Source organism: Almyronema sp. (assembly GCF_052168255.1).
Taxonomy (GTDB): Bacteria; Cyanobacteriota; Cyanobacteriia; order Phormidesmidales; family Phormidesmidaceae; genus Sphaerothrix; species Sphaerothrix epifaneia.
The window spans coordinates 12,639-32,408 of sequence record NZ_JBQLZL010000106.1; the positions used below are offsets into that span (position 1 = coordinate 12,639).

Sequence of the window (19,770 nt, forward strand, 5' to 3'; positions counted from 1 at the left end):
TAACTAAAGCCTGCTGAAAAAGGTCGCTTACTGATAGCGCTCTAAAAAATCCAGTGCTTGATTGCGGATTTCAGCATATTCTTTGGATGCTTGAATAGCATGGCGATCGCGCGGATGAGCAAAGGGAACTTTGATAATTTGGCCAATTTTTGCCTGGGGGCCATTGGTTAGCAAAATAATCCGATCGGACATATAAATTGCCTCATCAACATCGTGAGTAATCATCATCACCGCTTGGCGGTGGCTCTCCCAAATTTTTAATACCTGCGCCTGTAATTTGCGTTTGGTCAATGCATCTAACGCCCCAAACGGTTCATCCATTAGCAGCATTTTAGGGCGAGTAATCAGTGCCCGCGCAATCCCTACTCGCTGTTTCATCCCACCCGAAATTTCGTCAGGGTATTTGTCTGCGGCCTCCGTTAGATTGACCATAGCCAGGTGTTGGTTGATAGAGCTGATTTTGTCAGCACGACTAGCCGATTTAAACACTTGATCTACGGCTAGACGAATGTTGTCTTTGACGGTTAACCACGGTAAAAGAGCATAGTTTTGAAAAACCATCATCCTTTCGGCACCAGGTTTACGAATTTCTTTTCCTTCTAAGGTCACCCGTCCTGACGTGGGACGATCTAGCCCAGCAATAATTTTTAGCAAAGTAGACTTGCCACAGCCAGAGTGACCAATAACTGAAATATATTCTTTCTCGCCAATGGTCAAGCTGATGTCATCAAGAATAACGGTTTCTCTGCCCTCAGGGTTAGTAAAAGATTTTACTAAGTTATTAATAACGAGAAAGTCATTTTGAGGGTCGTCAAATGCCGTTCTGTTTCGGGTAATACTAGCGGTGTAATTCATTGAAAACTCTGGGGTAAAAGGTTAGGCGATCGCGTTTTAAGAAACAAAGAACGTACGAGGTGCATTTGCTCGAATTTTGAAGCTTTTGAGATAGCCAACCGGATCGCTAGGATCAAACGCCTTACTATCAATAAAGGCGTCGGCTGGCTCAGTCTTAAAATCTTCTGCTGGACAGAGAATATTCATTTCCTGGGCAATCTCACGGTAGAGATCAGTACGCCAAGCAGCTTTTGCAATCTGTTCGGCCTTTTGAGGAAACGTTTCAATTTGCTGCCAGCGGGCTGCCTGAGTCATCAACCAAAGATTTTGCGACTGCCATAAGAAGGTTGAGTGATCATTCGGCACGCGAGACACCTCAGGCGGCAGGTCAAAGAATAGAGTGGTTGCCAAACTTTCAACGATGCGTTCTCGATTGTCAAAACCACCGTAGTTGTACTTGCCGACAATCCCAGCGTTTGTGATACTGGGGTCTGCGCCTGTGTAGGATCGCTGCGAAATGATTTCAGCCACTTCAGCTCTATTGTCTGGCTGACTGCAATACTGGCAAGCTTCAATCATTGCCTTGACCAAGGCGCGGTATGTCTTGGGATTTTCGTCAATGAACGACTCCATGACGGCAAGCACGCGATCGGGATGCCCGCGCCAAATTTCTCGTCCTTGGGCAAAGGTGAAGCCAATTCCTTCATGATCAGAGATGGCTCTAGTGTTCCAAGGTTCGGCCACCATGTAGGCTTGCATGGCACCAATGCGCATGTTGGTGACCATTTGTGGCGGCGGCGTGATGATAATGCGAAACTCCTTGACTGGGTCTAACCCGGTGGCCGCAATCAGGTAGCGAACGAAGTACTCATAGATAGCAGAGCTTAAAACAACAGCCAGCGATCGCTTATAGGACGGAGCATCGCTGAAATAGTTGTGAAAGTCTCGGCCAAAGGCGTCGAGATCGCCTTGATAATCTTGCCAGGGTCGCAGACCCCTTTGCCAAAGTTCTTTGCTCATGGTCATGGCGTTGCCATGACGGTGAATGGTCATCGCCGCACAGAGGGGAGCCTGCCGCGCCCCTTCAGCCCCTACTCTAGCGTTCATCACCGCACCGGAAACCACCGGAGCCGCATCGAGGCGACCAAAAATCACACCGTCGCGAGAGTTGGCCCAGCTAGCTTCTCGGCTAAGCGTAACGTTCAAGCCATACTTATGAAAAAGCCTTTTCTGGTAGGCTACGGCAAACGGGGCACAGTCATTCACTGGCACATATCCAATCGTCAAATTGGGTTTTTCTAGACTTTTAGGGTTGATCAAAGGTTCGCTGTCTGACGCTTCTGCAGCCCTAGCTTTGTTCCCGTAGTGAGCTAGCGTCAGGGTTGATACCCCAGCCGTCAAGCCTTGCAGAAAGGCTCTACGTTTCATCTTTTTATTCATGGCAGTTTTATTGAAGGGTGACTAAGACCGAGCTGTTCGGTGAGTGACTCGGCTTTCTATTTGGCTCAGCAGGTAATCGAGCACCAATCCGGTCAGGCCAATAACAAATACGGCCAAAAACACAGAGCTTAAATTTAGACGGCTCCATTCATCCCAAACAAAAAAGCCAATGCCTATTCCGCCTGTCAGCATTTCTACTGCCACAATTACCAGCCAAGCAATCCCCAAACTAATTCGTAGACCCGTAAAGATGTAGGGCAAACTCGCTGGCAAAATGATCTTGACCACTTTTTTCCAAACGGGCATCTCTAGCATTTGCGCCACGTTTAAGTAATCTTTTGGCACACTAGCCACACCCAGAGCGGTATTGATGATAGTTGACCACAAAGAGGTAATAAAAATGACGAAAATCGCGGAGGGATTGGCGACGTTAAAAATGGCCAAGGCGATCGGCAGCCAAGCCAAGGGAGAAACGGGCTTGAGTACCTGAATTACGGGATTAATCGCCAGCATTGCCATTCTCGACATCCCAATTAAAAAACCAATTGGAATTGCTACGGTAGCTCCAATTAAAAAGCCGACGATGACTCGCTGTAGACTGGCAAGCAACAGCCAGCCCAAACCGATATCGCCAGGACCTCTGCGATAAAAGGGATGTAAGATATAGTCTAAGTTTTCGACCAGTGCTTGAGGCGGAGTGGGCATCAATTCTGGACGCAGCAGAGCCACAAGCCACCAAACTGCAATTAGCCCGGTAAAGCCCAAAAGAGGCATTAAAAACTCAGCTTTCGTTAGGCCACGAAGCGGTTTCATGGCAAGGATTTTGACGTTTGCAGCCAAACTGATCAAAATCATATTTTGATAGTACCTTCATTCAAATTGGACGGTGGTTACTGAGTGTCCAAATAAGAATCCTGTTGAGTTGGCACTATCTGTCAAAAAGAGTAAATCGATTTGACCTATAGCGATCGCCTTGTCACAGTCTTCTCCCAATGCCGACGAGGTTAGCTGACGGGCTAGGGCTGAGAGATGCCCTTTTTCAGAGTGTCACGCTGAAAATTCGCCCCTATGCTCAAAAGAGCTTGGTTCCCCCGCTTAAAGCGCTGCTCAATCATGGCAAAAATGAGGTAAGACTAGCGCTTTAACTAAGCTGACTTTCTCAGTTCATCGTATGCTAACACCAAGCCTCTAAATCAACAATCAATTTCAGCGGATGTTTGAAAAGTCGCCTGGACTAGATTTGGCTACCCTCACCTCCCTAGCCCTCGACGGTAAAATGGGCGTCTGAGTATTCTTAAAACGGGTTCGAGTAGCCTTTGCCGTACGGAGTAACCCTTTTAGAACTTCCCCTCAAGGTAGAAAGTTGGTTAAACGCTTCACCGGGGTCGCTCTTGCTTAGGATCTGTAGGCGACCTGCCAGAGCTTGTTGGCTCAATCTTGAGGCCAACCCTTATGAAGCAGCCGTGAGCGAATGGGTCACAGGCGATCGCCCCTTCTCGACTTCGCCCGGTTGTAGCTAAGCGCTACTCAAACAGTATTTGCTAACAGGTTGAAGAGCACCTTTGTCTTTACTTTAGGAGCCAACGTCCTAATAAGTTTTAGCGTTGGAAAAAAGTTTTTAACTACTTTTCAGTTCGTTCATATCGCAGTCAAATTTGTTAAATGAGGCAAAAGCTTTAATCGCTTTTAGCTTATCTTTTCTATCTTCAACAGTAAATTTACGCAAAATTATTTTTGAGCTAATTTCAAGTTCCCGAAAAATACGCTTGCGTTTACCAAAAATTTATAAATTTCGCTCAAATTATAATTTTAAGAACAACCGAAAAGGCAGATCACAAAAGCGCTGCCTCTAGACAGACGAGGTATTTACGGAAAGGTTTCTGACTTTTCTGAAATTTCATATTGACAGACTGTAGAAATTGCCGATATAACAGAACAAGTTTAGAGAAGCATTAGCTAGTTTTTAGGCTAAAAATCTCGCTAATAGCTAAGATTTTGGCCTTTATCGGCAAGGAGTACCTATCATTCAATAAAAAGGATTAGAGCTTTTGTTGAGCGGATAAACGCTCTTTTGGCAATGAGTTTAGATTCATTGCTAAGAAGATAGTGGCATTTGCTTTGGCAAAGCAAATATTTAAATGAGAGGAGCTTAATTTGAGTTAATCTCGCTTTTAGCCGTTCACATTCAAGAGTGAATTTTATCTGGCATCCTCTTCTTTTCAAGTCAGAAGAGTGCTGAAATTTTAATTCTCTCTTTTTAGGGAAGATGGACAACGGCTATCAAACTGAGATGCTTTCATTCACCTGCCTCTAAATTAAGAATGATATTTTCCTTCCCATCCGGATCAAATTTGACTTGAATTCAACCTTTTAGCAGTGAGCGGCAGTTTTTTTAGAATTGCAAGCTGAAAGCTGAGATCCTTAACGGCAGCATTTCATTTCAGATTTTTTCTACTAAAATTTCTAGCCGCTACAAAGGTAGCAATTACTAAAGCTTGGCTATTGAAGACAAAGCTAGCAACTTTTTGATAGCCAAATTCTCGTTGGGCGATCGCCATTAGGTCAAACAACCAAAGCTTTAGAAAGATGCAATATTGACAAAAACCAATATTGAATGCTATCTATTGCAGCGATCGCCAAAAATTAATTAAATCTTATTCCTGTAAACTTTTGACCTTTAGGTATCTTCATGGTTGACTCATTGGCAGTTAAAAAAAGCGAATTGACCGCAAAAAATCGTGCCTTTAAAATCCACGAAGACACGATTCCAGTAGATGATTATCGCCAGATTGCTCAGCAATTTGATTGGAAAACGTTTACTGAATCAGCCTACCACCGCTCTTTTCAGCGCACAGGCACGCCTATCTTAAAAGTTTTAGACTTAGCTTGTGGCACAGGGCGGTGGTTGCAAACCTTTTTGCAATACGTTAGCCCTCAGTTGACCACTTCTTTACCTCTTAATATTCGATATGACCTGCTAGATTGCTGCGAAAGTGCCCTCATCCAAGCTACCCAAAAAGTTCGCTATCCTTTTAAGCTAGGGACACAACATTTAGCTCCGGTTCAACAAGCTGCCTTAGAACCCGATACATATGACTGCATCTGGTCAATGCATGGCTTTTATGCCATGCCAAAAACCGATTTAGGTTCTATTTTGGCTAAAATCAATCATTCCTTACATCAAGATGGCCGCTGTTTAATTGCTCAAGCCAGCCACCGGGCTTTCTATATCAACTTTTACGATCGCTATCGAGCTGCTTTTGGTCAAGATCAAGGCACGGGCTTTACAGCCGCAGAAGATATTATAGCCGCGCTAAAAACGTTAGGGATTGAGCCTCAAGTACAGGTAATCAGTTACGACGAATGTATCCCCCTGCATAATATGGCAGCGGTTGAACATTACATCTTAAATGAGGCAACTATCAACTCTTTCAATCGCGATGATACTGTAGAAGTAGAAGATTCTGTCGGTCAGATAGGGTTGCAAGAACTTTGGCAAAATCCAGCGATGAATGCTTATCTAAATTCTTTAGTTTGGGATTCCACTTTCCATTTTCCCGAAGAAGTCTGGCTAATTTCTTTTGGTAAAGTTTAAAAACTTAGTAGACTTTAAGCTGTGCTTCCAGAGAACGCCCATCCCCTCTTTACTCAGCGCTATTGGTTATGAATTTTGTTGCTCAGGCTACCTCCCCCCCTTCCCCCTCTTTACAGCCCACAGCCGCAGAGATGTACGAACTGGTTAACACGGTGATGAAGTACATCGTGTCAGTTCAAGCCAACCCCGATCAGTTGCCCCTGGCGGGTTCTGGCTATCAATGGCTGCACCAGCGCGATCGCCACTCAGATACAGAAGCCGCGATCGCGCTAGCACGCTCACTGCAAGAACCCCTACCCGAACAAGGCACTACCAACGTAGAAGCCCTGCTACAAGACCTCTTTGAGCAACTGGCTCCCCACAGCTTAAATACCAATGGTGGTGGCTACCTGGGATTTATTCCCAGCGGCGGGTTGTTTCACGCCGCCCTAGCAGACTTTATTGCCCTATCGCTGAATCGCTATGTGCCCATCTTTATGGCTGCACCGGGGCTAGCTGCGATCGAAGCCCAAGCCGTACAGTGGTTGTGCAACCTCATGGACTTGCCCGCAACCGCAGGTGGCCTTTTTACCTCAGGTGGCTCTATTGCCACTTTGACGGCTTTGCATGCTGCCCGCCAGCAGCACTTTGCTGATCAGCCACCTACCGCCTGGTTGCAAGGGACGGTGTATGTGAGTGAGCAAGCCCATTACTGTCTGGAAAAAGGCTTGGCGATTTGTGGTTTGCCCCGGCAAAATCTGCGCCAAATTCCCGTAGACGATCAGTTTCGCCTGCGTCTAGATATCCTGGAAGCGACGCTACAACAGGATATTGCTGCTGGCTATCAGCCTTTTTTGATTGCAGCCAATGCAGGCACAACCAACACAGGGGCGATCGATAATTTGCTAGAAATGGGTCGCTTAGCCCGCACTTACCGAACCTGGTTTCATGTAGATGCAGCCTATGGCGGCTTTTTCAAGCTGACCCAACGAGGGCAGCGACTGCTACGAGGAATTGAGCAAGCAGATTCTATTGTCTTAGATCCGCACAAGTCTTTATTTTTGCCCTACGGTACCGGGGCGCTCTTGGTCAGGGATCGAACCAGCTTGCAGCGGGCTTTCGACTTTACTGGCTCCTACATGCCCGCTCGCAGTCAGGAAACATCCCCGCTGGAGGAAGATATGCTTTATCTTTCGCCGGAACTAACCCGCGATTTTCGCGGACTGAGGCTCTGGCTACCGCTCAAACTGTTGGGTGTGCAGCCTTTTCGATCGCAGCTAGATGACAAGCTCGATTTAGCCCGTTGGGCAGCCACCCAGTTGTCAAATATGCCCCACATGCAACTGGTTGCTGAGCCGCAATTGTCTATTCTGGCCTTTAAATTGCAGCCTGACGCCGCCAAACTGACGGCTCAAGACCTTGACGACTTAAACCGCGCCTTGCTAGATGCTATCAACGAACGCGGCAACATTTTACTGACGCCTTTCAAAGGGCAACAGCCGGGAGAATTCGCTATCCGCATGGCGATTCTGTCCTTTCGAACCACAGCCGTTAATCTACAGCAAGGGCTAAAGGATATTCAGCAAGCTGCCAGTCAGGTGCTTCACACCCGATTAGGCTGGGAAGAGTCCCTTTGTACTCTGCAGGAGTTTACCTGGGAAATGCCCGCGATCGCTTCAAACCAGCGTGAAGCCGCATAGCCTTGCTACCCGGTTGACCAAAAGCTGCTGAATTAGGATACGTCAGTACAGGCTGCTGCATACCGCTTCCTTGGCGATCGCTCAAACCCTGACAGCCCTGGGTTTTAAGGAATCCAACAGCTTGCCAAGCTCAGATTCGCCCTCAAATCAGCGTCGATCGGCGTTGTAAAATTAGGGTCAAAGCGTTATCAACTTTACAGAACTATATTGAAGATTTACCAATCAAAGAATTGAAAAATTCTGGGGAATGCTAAGCCAAAAGCTGTTCCCTAAAAAAGTATTGACTACGGTGCCCAACTTCAAATCGCTGAAAAAATGTCCTCTACGGCTTGTCCTGATTGTGCCATTTACGCTGCAAACCTTTGCGATCGCAGGTTTGATTGGCTACCTCTCTTTTAGAAACGGTCAGGAAACCGTCGCCGATCTAGCGCAGCAGCTAGAGTCAGAAGTCAGTAATCGGGTTGAGCGCGATCTCGATCGCCATCTGGGAATTGCCCAGCAAATCAACCAGATCAACGTTGACTTAATTGAACAAGGACTCTTAAACCTCAACGATTTAGAAGCCACAGGCCACTATTTTTGGAAGCAAGCCAAGCTCTTTAAAAACACCAGCTACATTGGCTACGCCCTACCGACGGGGGAAGAAGCCGGAGCCGGTCGCTGGATTGAGGGTCAAGACGTAGTCATTTTTCAAGGCGTCGCCACGGGCAACGACTACGCCTATGCCACCGATGAGCAAGGCAACCGAACCGAAATTGTGGAAACCCTAGACTACGACCCCCTCAGCGACGAATGGTACGAAAAAGGAGCCGCAGCGGGCAAAGCCGTCTGGACTGATATCTATGTAACAGAAGGGTTTGACGGCTATATTTCAGCAACCGCCGCCCGTCCCGTCTATGACCAAAACCAACAGTTGCAGGCTGTTTTACTAGTAGACTACCTGCTGAGCGATTTGAACGACTTTCTGCACAATATCGAAGTGAGCCCCAGAGGGCGGGTGTTTATTATGCAGCGAGACGGCTTGCTCGTAGGCAACTCTAGCGATACGCCCACTTACACGATTGCCGCCGGAGAAGCTGAGCAAATTCCGGCTTGGGAAAGCGAAGACGCCACGATTCAACTCACAGCCAGTTACTTGCAGCAGCAATACCCCGACTTTCAATCTATTCAAAACGTCAAAAAGTTTCAGTTTTGGGCAGAAGGAGAAAATTATTTTGCTCAGATAATGCCCTGGCAAGATGAATTTGGCCTAGATTGGCTGGTAGTCACCACGCTGCCGGAATCAGACTTTATGGCTCAGCTCCAAGCCAATGCTCGCAATACGGTGTTGCTGAGTCTGGCGGGTCTGGTAGTTGCCATTGGCATTGGCATTTTGACATCGCGTTGGGTCACTCGGCCAATTACGCAACTTATGAATGCTAGTGAGCAGCTTTCCCAAGGAGAGCTAGACCAAAAAGTGGAGGTGCAGGGTATTCAAGAGCTAGAAACGTTAGGTTCGGCTTTTAATCGCATGGCCGGACAGCTCAGACATTCCTTCCGTAAGCTAGAGTCTACCAATCAGGCGTTAGCCGCGGCTAACCACGCCCTAGAAAAAAGCAACGACGAGCTAGAACAGCGGGTTGAAGAGCGAACGGCTGATTTGCAGCAAACGCTGCGAGAACTGCGACGCACGCAAGCTCAACTGGTACAAACCGAGAAAATGTCATCGCTGGGTCAGTTAGTCGCTGGGGTGGCTCACGAAATTAACAATCCCGTCAATTTTATCTATGGCAACATTGCCCCCGCCAAAGAATACGCGCAAGACCTGCTAGCCCTGATTGATCTCTATCAAAACGCTTTGCCGCACCCACCGGGCGAAATTCGCGATCGCATTGAAGCCATTGACCTGGAATTTATTCAAGAAGACCTGCTCCAGCTTCTCTCGTCGATGAGCTTTGGGGCTACTCGCATTCGTGAAATTGTGACTTCTCTGCGCAACTTTTCGCGCTTAGACGAAGCCGACTTCAAGGAGGTCGATGTTCATGAAGGCATTGAAAGTACCCTGATGATTTTGCACAATCGGCTGAAGGGCAAACCTGATCAGGCGGGCGTTGAAATCGTCAAAGCATATGGAAACCTGCCCAAAATTAACTGCTGTCCTGGGCAGCTCAATCAGGTTTTTATGAACTTGCTCACCAATGCCATTGACGCCCTAGACGAAAAACTAGCTCAAGCCGATCAAGCCGCCGACTCCGAACCGCCTACCATTCGAATTGTTACCCAGTTGAGCCAGCCAGAAGGCGTTGCCATTCATATTATCGACAATGGCCCTGGCATTCCGGCTGAGATTCAGGCAAAGCTTTTCGATCCTTTCTTCACCACAAAACCCCCCGGTCAGGGGACAGGCTTAGGGCTATCTATCAGCCATCAAATTGTTACTGAGCGCCACGGCGGTTCACTTACCTGTCAATCTACCGTCGGCCAAGGCAGCGAATTTGTGATTCAATTGCCCAATTGCTGGGTACATCCGCCGCAAGAAGCCCCCGTCAGCGCTGCAAGCTCCAGTGAGCCTAGCCCTACTCTGGCTCTAAATGCTTCTGCACAAACGCTTTGAGTACCTCAACATCTTTTCCCCGATTGTGAGTAGAGGGGTTTTCGATTGCGGCTAGCTGATGCAGGCGATCGATTTCTGGCTGTCGTTCTGCCTCAAAGTCTTTGGCTGCCTTGCGGTTGATGCCAAACTCGCGTTCTAGCAAACTGGCGTTGACCGCCCAAGCCGCTTCTGGATGCTGCTGATTCCACAGTGCAATCGTCTCAAAAATTGCTTTGGCTCGCTCTTTGGCGCTGCCTGCTTTGCGTCCGCGCCCGGTTCGGGTGGCAGGCGGCGGCGATGCAGGCAAGGGGGGAGTCGAGGTTACCACTACTGGCGGCGACACGGGGTCAATACCGCCTAAGAGAGCCTGCCGGATGGCTTCAAACTGCTGTAGCTGCTGCTGCAGTTGGGCTTTTTCTTGCTGGAGGGTGGTTAGCTGCTGGGTGAGGCGCTGCACCTGGGCTGAGTCGGTACTGGCTTGTTGCAGTTGGGTTTTGAGCTGGCTGTTTTCTGTCCGTAGGGTTTCGACTTCTTGGGTGAGCCAAGCCATTGTCGAGGCTTGGTGCGCGATCGCGGCCAGCGTTTCAGCCCCCGGCGGCTCTGGAGGGGGCGCTGGCTGGGCTTGATTGAGTAAGGTTCGCAACGCCTCAGCCGGACTAGCTGGCGATAGCCCCTGTTGAGCCGCCCACCGTTGCAGGGACGCTAGGTCTGCTTGGGTCAAGGGTGACTCTTGTGCAGACGGCTGATTAGACTGCCGAGTAGAGGGCGGTTGGGGTTGCCGTTGGTGGCGGTCTGCTTCAGGCCGTGATGAGGCGGTTGAGGCGGTTGATGAGGTTGGAGACGGGGCGGCAGTTTTAGCAGCTTGCGTCGTTGCGCCCTGCCACAGGTCTAGCCAGGTAGAGGTTTTGAAGTCAAAGCTAATACCGTAGCGATCGCGCAACGACCAAAAACGATTGTTGATACCGCGCTGCCGCTTCCAGCTTTCTAAAGTATCGGCATCAACATCGGCTAACCCTCTGGCTTGGGCAAGCTGAGCCGCTTTTTTAGCCGCGATCGCAGTTGCCGTCTTTTCTTGCCCTGTTGCTGTCATTGCTTGCACCTCCATCGAGCGGTTATCGGCGGCCTCCGGCAAAGGAGGCAAACCATTGGCTGGAATTTTCAGACCCCGGACAGTAATTAATGAGCCATCGGCTTTGGCCAGTCGGTAGTGAAAGTAATGGTCGGTCGCTCTCGAATTAGGCGTGATCGTGCCCTCTACGACATGACCCAGGTAGTGCTGCAGAAAGCGATGCTCATGCTTCCATTCTGGACAGAAATAGTGAATGGCGATCGCCCCATAGATGCCCCGCAGCCGATGAATCGACACTGACTTAAAGCCATCGGGAACAGGCACAATGCCCGTTTCTTGAAAATATTTTCTCACCTGACGGTTCACCCGCGTATTGAAAGCATCAATGCGCGGATCATCGTGACCAGCACTGGCGGCGACTAAAGGGGCGATCGCCGCCAGCGATCTAAAGCGTTCAATCGCGGCCAAAACCGTTTGAGCGGGCACAAGCGTCAAAATATCAAACGATAGCGATTCTGCTTTTTTTTGCTGGCCGCTAAAGTGCAGCGCATAAGGGTATGGGGTTTGCTCAAACACCCCTTTGCTGATGACTTCGGTATGTCTGCGCCCGGTCAAAGCGGCGATCGCGATCGCCAACAGCCGTTCGTCATCCTGCTGTAACAACTGCATCACCTGGTCAAGATAGCGCTGTAGCGGAATCACCTGTAGGTTGTCTTGCCGCTTGTTGTTGTTGGCTGTAGTCGATTGCCGCAGCGTCTGGTAGGTTGCTAAATCGTATTTGAGATGCTTGAGGGCATAATGTTCGCGGCTCAGACCCGCATCAGAACCGTCCAGCTTTTGCCAGGGCTTGAGGTAAGAATTTTGCTCCGTCAGCAGTAACTGCCCGCTGGCGATCGCGTCTCCAATCAGCTTGCGGTAAGTAGAAAGATACTGACTGCTAATCGATTGTTGCGGATAGCCTTCTTCCAAGAGGGCAATTTCGGCTGCTGCCAAAGCGGCGATCGCGGCTTCTGAGTCTTGGCCTTGCTGCTGCAACTGTATCAGCCGCTCTAAAAAGTGCAGCGCCAGTTGCCCTAGCTCATCGCGCGAGAGGCGAATTCGCCGCTCAGCCTGAATTCGCTGACGAAAGCGATCGACAATTTCAGATCGAGTAAGGTCATGACGAGTAGCCAGGGACATAGAGTATCCTAATCTAGGTCAGCTCAATCCAGTCAGGCGTACATTCGTTGTAAACGTACAACCGCATGCCATTAACAATTGTACATTCACTTCGAGACGGCGGCTCTTATCGGCTATGCCCATAATGGTTTAAAGCGCTAACCTAAGTAAATCATCAGTTTTATGGGCCAAACCGAGCCATCCCACCAGCCACCGCTGAAGTTTCTGGCTTGGCTGCCAGAGTTAAAACGAGAAGTTTGGATTTTAGCAGCGGGGCAACTGCTGCTGTTTATTGGCCAGGGGTTCACCCTGGTTTATGCTGCTATCTATTTTGTCAACACGCTCGGCTTTTCTCCGACTCAGGTGGGCTTAGCTTTGGGTAGCGGCGGTATTTCTGGTACATTGGGGCGATTTTGGGCGGGTAATGCCATTGATTCGCCTCGCTTTGGTCGCCGTGTCACTTTGCTGGTAGCGGCAGCGATCGCTGCTTTAGGCAGCTTTTGTTTAGCCTTTGCCAGTACTTTTGCGTTGCTGGTAGCGGGCAATTTGCTGCTGGGGTTGGGCATTAGTTTATACTGGCCTGCTACCTTAGCCGTGACCACGGATTTAACCCCTGCCGCACATCTCACCGAGGCCATGGCGTTAACTCGCCTAGCCGATAATTTAGGCTTGGGGTTGGGGGCTTTTATCGCTGGTCAATACATTGCCTGGGGGGGTGACTACCCGGTTTTGTTTATTTGCAAGGGGTTGGCCTATTTGGTGTTTGCTTTAGTGATTTTTGGCGCGATCGCTGAAACCCATCCCCGTCACCCGCCCTCGCCCCACCTGTGGCAAAACTGGGCAGCGGCTCTGCGCGATCGCTGCTTCATCACCTATCTGCTGGCTAACCTGTTTTTTACGACCTACGCGGCTCAACTGAGCAGTACGCTGCCCCTCTATTTGGCTAATTTTTTGCCCGGTGGCAACACAGAAACAGGCTTTTCTGAACAGGTCATTAGCTACTTTTTTGTTTGGCATGCGCTGCTCAAAATTGGGCTGCAACTGCCAATTACGCGCTGGCTGCGGGCAGTGCCTCAGGTCAATATTTTGCTCGGTTCTCTGGGGCTATGGAGCATCAGCTTTTGCTTCATCTGGCTGGCAGGCGTCGTGTCTGTTAATTCGCTGGGGGTAGTTTTGGTGGCTTTTGCTAGCGTGGCCTTTGCTGAAATTCTCTATGCGCCTTCGGCTTCGGCGTTGGTGGGCAATCTGGCACCTGAGCGGCTGCGGGGCGTCTATTTTTCCCTAGAGTCTGAGTGCTGGGCGATTGGCTTTTTGGTGGGGCCAGCGGTGGGGGGCTGGGCGCTAGATCAGCCGAACCAGATCGGTCTGAACTTTTGGCTGATGCTGGTGGGCAGTGCGGCGATCGCAGGTGGTTTGCTTTTGCGGCTGCGCCAGCAGTTAGCAGCGCCAGCGGCAGCGGTAGACGGGGTAGAACCAGCAGGGGAGGCTTAATTAGGATGGAGTTATCAAAAATAGAGAAGCTCAACCAATGCCTGTAGCCCGCGATTTGCCCATCATTGATTTTGCCCCTTTTTGCCAGGGAGAGCCTGCCGGACAGCAGCAGGTGGCACAAGCCATTTATCAAGCCTGTCATCAGGTCGGCTTTTTTTATGTGGTTAACCACGGCATTGCCGCCGAGGCGATCGCGCAGGCTTTTCAGCAGTCACAGGCTTTTTTTGCTTTGCCCACTGCGGCCAAACAGCAATCGGCCTGGGCAAATGAATTTAGCAATCAAGGTTATATCGGCGTTGAACGAGAACGGCTAGACGAAACTCAACCCGGCGACTTGAAAGAAGCGCTAAATTTGAGCCGGGACGTAGCCGCGCCGCCCCCGCCAACGGCTACGCAGTCCGCCCTGCTTGACGATTGGCCCGCTGGCTTACCTGCCTTTCGCACCACCTTGAGCCGCTTTTTTCAAGACTGTACGGCCACGGCCAATCACCTGTTTCGCGCCTTTGCCATCGCCTTGAACTTGCCAGAAGACGCGATCGCCCGTCAGCACCAAAACCAGGAATTTACCCTGCGGCTGTTACACTATCCGCCGTTGACGACTCCGCCCCAACCCGGACAACTTCGCGCGGGTGCCCATTCCGACTACGGTAGCCTAACGCTGCTGTTTCAAGATCAAGTCGGAGGGCTAGAAGTGCAAACCGCCGCTGGCGAATGGCTGTCAGCCCCCGCTATTGACGCCGCTATTTTAGTCAACACCGGAGACTTGACCCAGCGATGGAGCAACGATATTTTTCGCTCTACTCAACACCGGGTCGTCATTCCTGAAGGAGACGCCGCGCTGCGCGATCGCTACTCGATCGCCTTTTTCTGCCAGCCCGATGCGACGGCTGAAATTCGCTGTCTGCCCAGTTGCCAAAGCCCAGATAACCCGCCGCGCTATGCGCCTATTACTTCAGGTGACTATTTGCTGAGCCGTTTGCGGGCAACTTATTAACCCTTGCCCAAAGCCAAACCTAGCAGCCCACCTTAAATAGTAGAGACACAGTTCATGGAGCGAATTTCCATAGCATCGGAAAGATAGCAAGTTCCGCCATACTGGTTGAGGATGGGGCGCAGTTGCGCTACCACCGCTTTGGCCTGGTCAGCACCGCAAAAGGAAATAATATAGATGTTGCTGAGGGTAGACCCGGCCAGGTCAAAATCGTCGGAGACTACGCCGCGATCGCTGCGACCCGTTACATCGCGAATGACGCTATAGCCATTGACCTGACATTTCTCTAAACAATCTACGATTTTACGCTGCTCCATAGAGCTGGCAATAATTTCAATACGTTTGACCGGATGCATACAATCAGGATTCTCCCAAAAAGTGATGACACTAGCCTAAGCAGAGAAGACGCCGAGGCCGAAAATTAGCGGCACTCTCTTAACAAGCCGTTTGTGCAGACCAGCCTAGCTCATTGGCCACCAACGCCCTAAGCCCAAAAGTGGTTGATAATGGCCATATAGACAGGGATGCCCAAAATGATGTTGAAGGGAAAAGTCAGCGCTAAGGCCATCGAAATATAGAGACTGGGTTTGGCTTCGGGTACGGTCAATCGCATCGCGGCGGGAACAGCAATATAAGAGGCACTAGCGGTCAGCACCGAAAATAGCAGCGCATTTCCGGCTGACATGCCAATTAAAGCCGCGATCGCAATCCCCAGCAAAGCATTAAAAAGCGGCATCAAGATAGAAAAGCCCAGCAAAAACGAACCGCCCCGCCGCAGATCGTTAAACTGGCGAGCCGCGACCAATCCCATATCCAGCAAGAAAAAAGTCAAAACCCCATAGAAGATCTCGCCCGTAAACGGCTCCAAACTTTCCCAACCTTCTTGGCTGGTAATAATGCCAGCAATGAGGCTGGCAATGAGCAAAAAGACCGAACCGTTTAGACAGGCTTCTCGCAAAATCTCTTTCCAGGCGATGCGTTCATGGGTGCGGTGATCGCGGGCAAAAAGGCGCACCAGCAAAATACCAATGACAATCGCAGGAGATTCCATCAGGGCTAGCGCTGCAACCATGTGCCCGCCATAGGCAATTTCCAAACGGTTTAAAAAAGAGCTAGCGGTTACAAAGGTAACGGCGCTGATGGAGCCATAGGCCGCTGCGATCGCGGCGGCGTTGTAGACATCTAGCTTTAGCTTCAAAATAAAAAAGGAATAAATCGGCACAATGGCGGCCAATACCATTGCTAGGATCAGCGTCAGGGCAACTTCTCCGTCAATACCGCTCTCATGAATTTCGTGTCCGCCTTTGAAGCCAATTGCAAATAGCAAATACAGAGAAAATAGCTTGGGTAGCGGCTGGGGAATTTCTAAATCAGATTTGAGAAAAACCGCAAACATGCCCATAAAGAAAAAGATAATCGGAGGATTGAGTAAATTCGACAGAATTAAGCTTGAGTCCATATGCCATTGACCTTAGGGATGCAGTACACGAACCGACCCACTGCCGCCAGCGAGTCATCAACGATCAAACCACCCTCCGGCGGCTTAAGCTTCTAGAGAATCGCGAGGCCGCGCCGCTAGAGGCCACCTAAAGAACCCATGCAAACAGCAGTAGGGAGATAGCGTTTATCAGTTGCCCTCAGCCTACCTGCGCGATCGCAGCTAGGCCAACAGCCGATGCCCTCGACCTGTGGCGCTAGGCAGCCTTCTAGTCGCTTGTGGCCAGTTGTTAGCAAAGTAAATGTTAAACATAGAGGGCGGTTCAAGTCTAGCGGAAGTAGAACAGCAAAACCGCAGCCGAGACTGCTTTGCCCCTAACCTGCTGCGGTTAGACCCCAGCGATGGCTCCAGTTTCCAAGCAAGTGCAGACAGGCTTAATTGGCACCCACCAAGGGGGACAGCTTTAGCGCCTAAGGTGAAAGCGCTCAAGGGATCAAAAGCCGTTTACAAAAAAGCTTTCCTTCTGCAGTGGCGGCCTGTAGAAGGAAAGCTTTGCTGTCAGCGGCTTGCAGTCATAACCCAGCAGAATGCTGCTCCCGTAAAAACATCAAGCCAGTTAAAAAGGGAGGTTACTCAGCAAAGGCAGCTTTGTTTTCCGCAGCCCACGTAGCAAACGATGTGGCTGGTTTGCCCGTAATCGTTTGGATAGTGTCATTCGTCTGTGCAAACTCGCCCGTTGCAAATACGCTATACAGTTCTGCGATCGCTTTAGCTGTCCACTCCGGCATACCGGAATCTAGCATGCCTTGCAAAGCCGCCTCATTAGGGATAGGGACGTATGTGACCGCTTTGCCAATTGTGGTACTGAGCTGTTGAGCGACATCATAATACGAGCAGGCTTCTGGGCCAGTGAGTTCGTAAACTTTCCCCTGATGTTCGGTTGTCATCAAAGCTTGAAAAGCCACTTCTACCAAATCGCGCACATCTACCAGCGACTGTTTAGCCTCGCCAAAGGGAAGATAAAACTGCCCAGTTGTTTGAATAGAAGGGGCTGACCAAAGCATATTTTGGTAAAACGAGTTTGGCCGCAGAATGGTGTAAGGCAACCCTAATGCCATTAATGCGTTGTCGCTTTGCGTGTGCTGCTGTTGAATGACTGATTTAGCTTTGTCACCCGCCCCTAAGGCAGAAAATTTGACGATGTGAACGTCAGTTGTGTTTTTAGCCGCTTCGAAAAAGTTTTGAAACAGTTCGACCGTGTTAGGTACAATCGCCATTGCAATAAAGGCACGTTCAACATTTTCAAATGCGGCTTCTAGAGAGGCCGGGTTGTTGAGATCGCCCTCAAATAGCTGAACATTCGGTTGGGCTAAAGACTGAGCCGATTGGCTGTTGCGCACGAGTGCCCGTACCGTCTGTCCGGCGGCAGCTAGTCGAGCCGTTAAGAGTCGCCCGTTGGTGCCCGTTGCACCCGCAATCAGGATTGTGCTGCTGTTAACCATTGTTTCTCCCAGTCATGTTTGATGGATCAATGAAACTGAATTCACTTGTCGATGCCAAGCGCCGCCAAAACCAGTTCTGCAGTTTGGGTACCCGAATTTTGCTGTTGCCCGGTGATGAGATTGCCGTCTTGAGTAGCATAGGCAGCAAAGGGTTCTGCCGTAACAAAGTTGGCACCTAGCCGTCTGGCCTCATCTTCAATGCGAAAGGGCATCATCTTTTTGCCTACGCTTTGATCGGCGTAGTCTTCCTCGCTATTGGCAAAGCCAGTCATTGTCTTGTCTTGAATCAGGTAGTCGCCATTCTCTAGCTTGGTTTCAAGTAGCAGGCAAGTGCCATGGCAAAGAGCCGCGCTTGGTTTATTGGCCTGATAAAACCGCACAAACAACTCCGCTAATGCAGAATTTTGGCGAAAGGTAAACATTGGCCCTTGACCGCCACAAACAACCACTGCGTCAAAGTCGTCAAGCGCGAGTTCAGCGATCGCTGGCGTATTTTCTAAAAGCTGCATAAAGTCTGGCTGTCTGATGTATTGCAGCGACAGTTGATCGTCTTTGGCATATCCTGACTCGTCACGCGGATCGCTCAGCGCATCGAACTCTACTTGACCCCCTGCCGGACTGGCAATCGTTACCTGGCAGCCAGCTTTTATAAACACATCGTAGGGATGGATTAACTCTGCGGCCCAAAACCCTACAGGCCAACCCATAGTCGTAGAAACAGCAGGGTTCGAAACAATCATCAAAATATGCTTAGTCAAGTCAGGCACCTCGCATTTTGAACGTTTAATCTTGGGGTCGATGGCTCAAACCCTTCTTATTGTCGGCAATGAGCTATATTCTTGCCATGGATATTTTGTATAAACTAAATTCACCCAATGAATATTGCTAGCTGGGATCTGAACTTGTTGGTTGTGTTTGATGCTTTGATGGCTGAGCAGCATCTCACCCGCGCCAGTGAGCGAGTTGGTTTGAGTCAACCCGCTACCAGTAATGCCCTGGCTCGGTTGAGAAAACTGACGCAAGATGATCTATTCATTCGAGCTGGCGGCACCTTTCGCCCGACCCCTGTTGCCATTGCTTTAGCAAAACAAATTCAGCCCGCTCTCCAGCAAATTGAGACAGCGCTGGCACAAACAACGTCGTTTGACCCAGCAACTAGCGATCGCGTTTTTTCTCTGGGTCTGAGCGACTACACCGCCTTTTTACTGCTGCCAGACCTGCTCAAAGCGATTAAGTCTGAAGCTGCCAAAATAGCGATTCAAGTCAGAACTGGCGAACGCAGTTGGCTTTTAAAGCTACTAGATGACGGCAAAGTCGATTTGGTTTGTGGCGTGTTTCCTGAAAAGGTAGCGTGGCACAACTCACAAAAGCTGTTTGAAGAAACCTTTGCCTGCGTTTGTCGGCAAGGCCATCCGCACATAGATAGCGAAATTTCTATTCAGCAATACATCGAGGCAGATCACTTGCTGGTTTCTATTGCCGGCGATCGATCCGGCAGAATTGACCATATTTTGAGCCAACAAGGGCTGACGCGCCACATTGCGGTTTCTGTACCGCATTTCTTAGTGGCTCCGTTTATTCTGGCTCAAACCGATCTCATTGCTACGCTAGCCAAACGCGTTGCAGAAAGCTTTGCCCCCATGCAGGCGCTCAAACTTCTGCCACCTCCGGTAAATTTAACAGGCTTTTCCGTTTCTATGCGATGGCACCAAAGCAGCCAAAATCACCCTGACCAAGCTTGGTTGCGTACTCAAGTCGAGCAGGTTAGCCAAAAGTTTGTTCACAGCACATTGCCGACAGACAGGCGGCAGTGATGACCGTCGTTTTCGGCCACCCCCCCAACGACGAGAACTGACAAGCGATCGCCAAATCTCTTACTTCTTGCCTTCGTTGCCGACAAATGACCCCACCTTGTCGGATTAAATCGTTAAGCCCCCTGTTTTGCCTAATACCGATTCTTCAAAAGAAAGGTACAGATGAGACTGACGAAACGTATGCAGA

General features: G+C 49.8%; 15 protein-coding genes and 1 riboswitch. Of the genes, 7 read left to right on the plus strand and 8 right to left on the minus strand.

From position 1 onward, the window contains the following. Positions 1-27: 27 nt before the first annotated feature. The 3 genes from ACTS3T_RS22270 to ntrB are packed head-to-tail and all read right to left on the minus strand — an operon-like array spanning position 28 to position 3,087. Positions 28-855 carry an ABC transporter ATP-binding protein gene (locus ACTS3T_RS22270; RefSeq protein ID WP_377967276.1) on the minus strand — a complete coding sequence of 276 codons (828 nt, stop codon included), beginning with the start codon at positions 853-855 and terminating at the stop codon, positions 28-30. Between the two features lie 36 nt (positions 856-891). Further along, on the minus strand, positions 892-2,262 hold the full coding sequence (locus tag ACTS3T_RS22275) for a CmpA/NrtA family ABC transporter substrate-binding protein (RefSeq protein ID WP_377967278.1): 1,371 nt from the start codon (positions 2,260-2,262) through the stop codon (positions 892-894). Between the two features lie 33 nt (positions 2,263-2,295). After that, positions 2,296-3,087: a nitrate ABC transporter permease gene (gene ntrB / locus ACTS3T_RS22280; RefSeq protein ID WP_462935784.1), complete on the minus strand. Its 792-nt coding sequence runs from the start codon at positions 3,085-3,087 to the stop codon at positions 2,296-2,298. Between the two features lie 166 nt (positions 3,088-3,253). Continuing rightward, positions 3,254-3,403, minus strand: a riboswitch (cyclic di-AMP (ydaO/yuaA leader). Between the two features lie 1,560 nt (positions 3,404-4,963). Between ntrB and ACTS3T_RS22285 the strand changes: the two genes are divergently transcribed. From ACTS3T_RS22285 to ACTS3T_RS22295, 3 genes are all read left to right on the plus strand, one after another. Continuing rightward, positions 4,964-5,869, plus strand: a complete 906-nt coding sequence (locus ACTS3T_RS22285; protein WP_377967282.1) for a class I SAM-dependent methyltransferase — start codon at positions 4,964-4,966, stop codon at positions 5,867-5,869. A 68-nt stretch (positions 5,870-5,937) separates the two neighbouring features. Next, complete coding sequence (locus ACTS3T_RS22290) at positions 5,938-7,548, plus strand: pyridoxal phosphate-dependent decarboxylase family protein (RefSeq protein ID WP_377967284.1); 1,611 nt, start codon at positions 5,938-5,940, stop codon at positions 7,546-7,548. A 289-nt stretch (positions 7,549-7,837) separates the two neighbouring features. Next, positions 7,838-10,141 carry an ATP-binding protein gene (locus ACTS3T_RS22295; RefSeq protein WP_377967326.1) on the plus strand — a complete coding sequence of 768 codons (2,304 nt, stop codon included), beginning with the start codon at positions 7,838-7,840 and terminating at the stop codon, positions 10,139-10,141. Here the strand turns inward: ACTS3T_RS22295 and ACTS3T_RS22300 are convergent. After that, entirely contained in the window at positions 10,104-12,368 is a 2,265-nt protein-coding gene (locus ACTS3T_RS22300; protein WP_377967286.1) for a protelomerase family protein, read from the minus strand. The genes ACTS3T_RS22295 and ACTS3T_RS22300 overlap by 38 nt on opposite strands. A 162-nt stretch (positions 12,369-12,530) precedes the next feature. On the opposite strand from ACTS3T_RS22300, the gene ACTS3T_RS22305 reads away from it, so the two are divergent. Then, a complete protein-coding gene (locus tag ACTS3T_RS22305) occupies positions 12,531-13,838 on the plus strand; it encodes an MFS transporter (protein ID WP_377967288.1) in 1,308 nt (435 codons plus the stop codon). A gap of 37 nt (positions 13,839-13,875) precedes the next feature. Beyond that, a complete protein-coding gene (locus tag ACTS3T_RS22310; protein ID WP_377967290.1) occupies positions 13,876-14,832 on the plus strand; it encodes an isopenicillin N synthase family dioxygenase in 957 nt (318 codons plus the stop codon). A 32-nt stretch (positions 14,833-14,864) separates the two neighbouring features. On the opposite strand, the gene ACTS3T_RS22315 is transcribed toward ACTS3T_RS22310, so the two are convergent. Together ACTS3T_RS22315 and ACTS3T_RS22320 are read right to left on the minus strand one after the other, a co-directional pair. Further along, the gene (locus tag ACTS3T_RS22315) at positions 14,865-15,185 is read right to left on the minus strand and encodes a P-II family nitrogen regulator (protein ID WP_377967292.1); all 321 of its coding nucleotides are present in this window, start codon (positions 15,183-15,185) and stop codon (positions 14,865-14,867) included. Positions 15,186-15,313: 128 nt separating this feature from the next. Next, a complete protein-coding gene (locus ACTS3T_RS22320; RefSeq protein WP_377967294.1) occupies positions 15,314-16,288 on the minus strand; it encodes a sodium-dependent bicarbonate transport family permease in 975 nt (324 codons plus the stop codon). Here ACTS3T_RS22320 and ACTS3T_RS22325 point away from each other — a divergent pair. After that, complete coding sequence (locus ACTS3T_RS22325) at positions 16,279-16,419, plus strand: hypothetical protein (RefSeq protein ID WP_377967296.1); 141 nt, start codon at positions 16,279-16,281, stop codon at positions 16,417-16,419. The genes ACTS3T_RS22320 and ACTS3T_RS22325 overlap by 10 nt on opposite strands. 477 nt (positions 16,420-16,896) lie before the next feature. On the opposite strand, the gene ACTS3T_RS22330 is transcribed toward ACTS3T_RS22325, so the two are convergent. Next, positions 16,897-17,769, minus strand: a complete 873-nt coding sequence (locus tag ACTS3T_RS22330; protein WP_377967298.1) for an SDR family oxidoreductase — start codon at positions 17,767-17,769, stop codon at positions 16,897-16,899. A gap of 41 nt (positions 17,770-17,810) precedes the next feature. Beyond that, positions 17,811-18,476 carry a type 1 glutamine amidotransferase domain-containing protein gene (locus tag ACTS3T_RS22335; protein ID WP_377967300.1) on the minus strand — a complete coding sequence of 222 codons (666 nt, stop codon included), beginning with the start codon at positions 18,474-18,476 and terminating at the stop codon, positions 17,811-17,813. Between the two features lie 168 nt (positions 18,477-18,644). On the opposite strand from ACTS3T_RS22335, the gene ACTS3T_RS22340 reads away from it, so the two are divergent. Then, positions 18,645-19,583 carry a LysR family transcriptional regulator gene (locus ACTS3T_RS22340; protein ID WP_377967302.1) on the plus strand — a complete coding sequence of 313 codons (939 nt, stop codon included), beginning with the start codon at positions 18,645-18,647 and terminating at the stop codon, positions 19,581-19,583. The last annotated feature ends 187 nt before the right edge of the window (positions 19,584-19,770 follow it).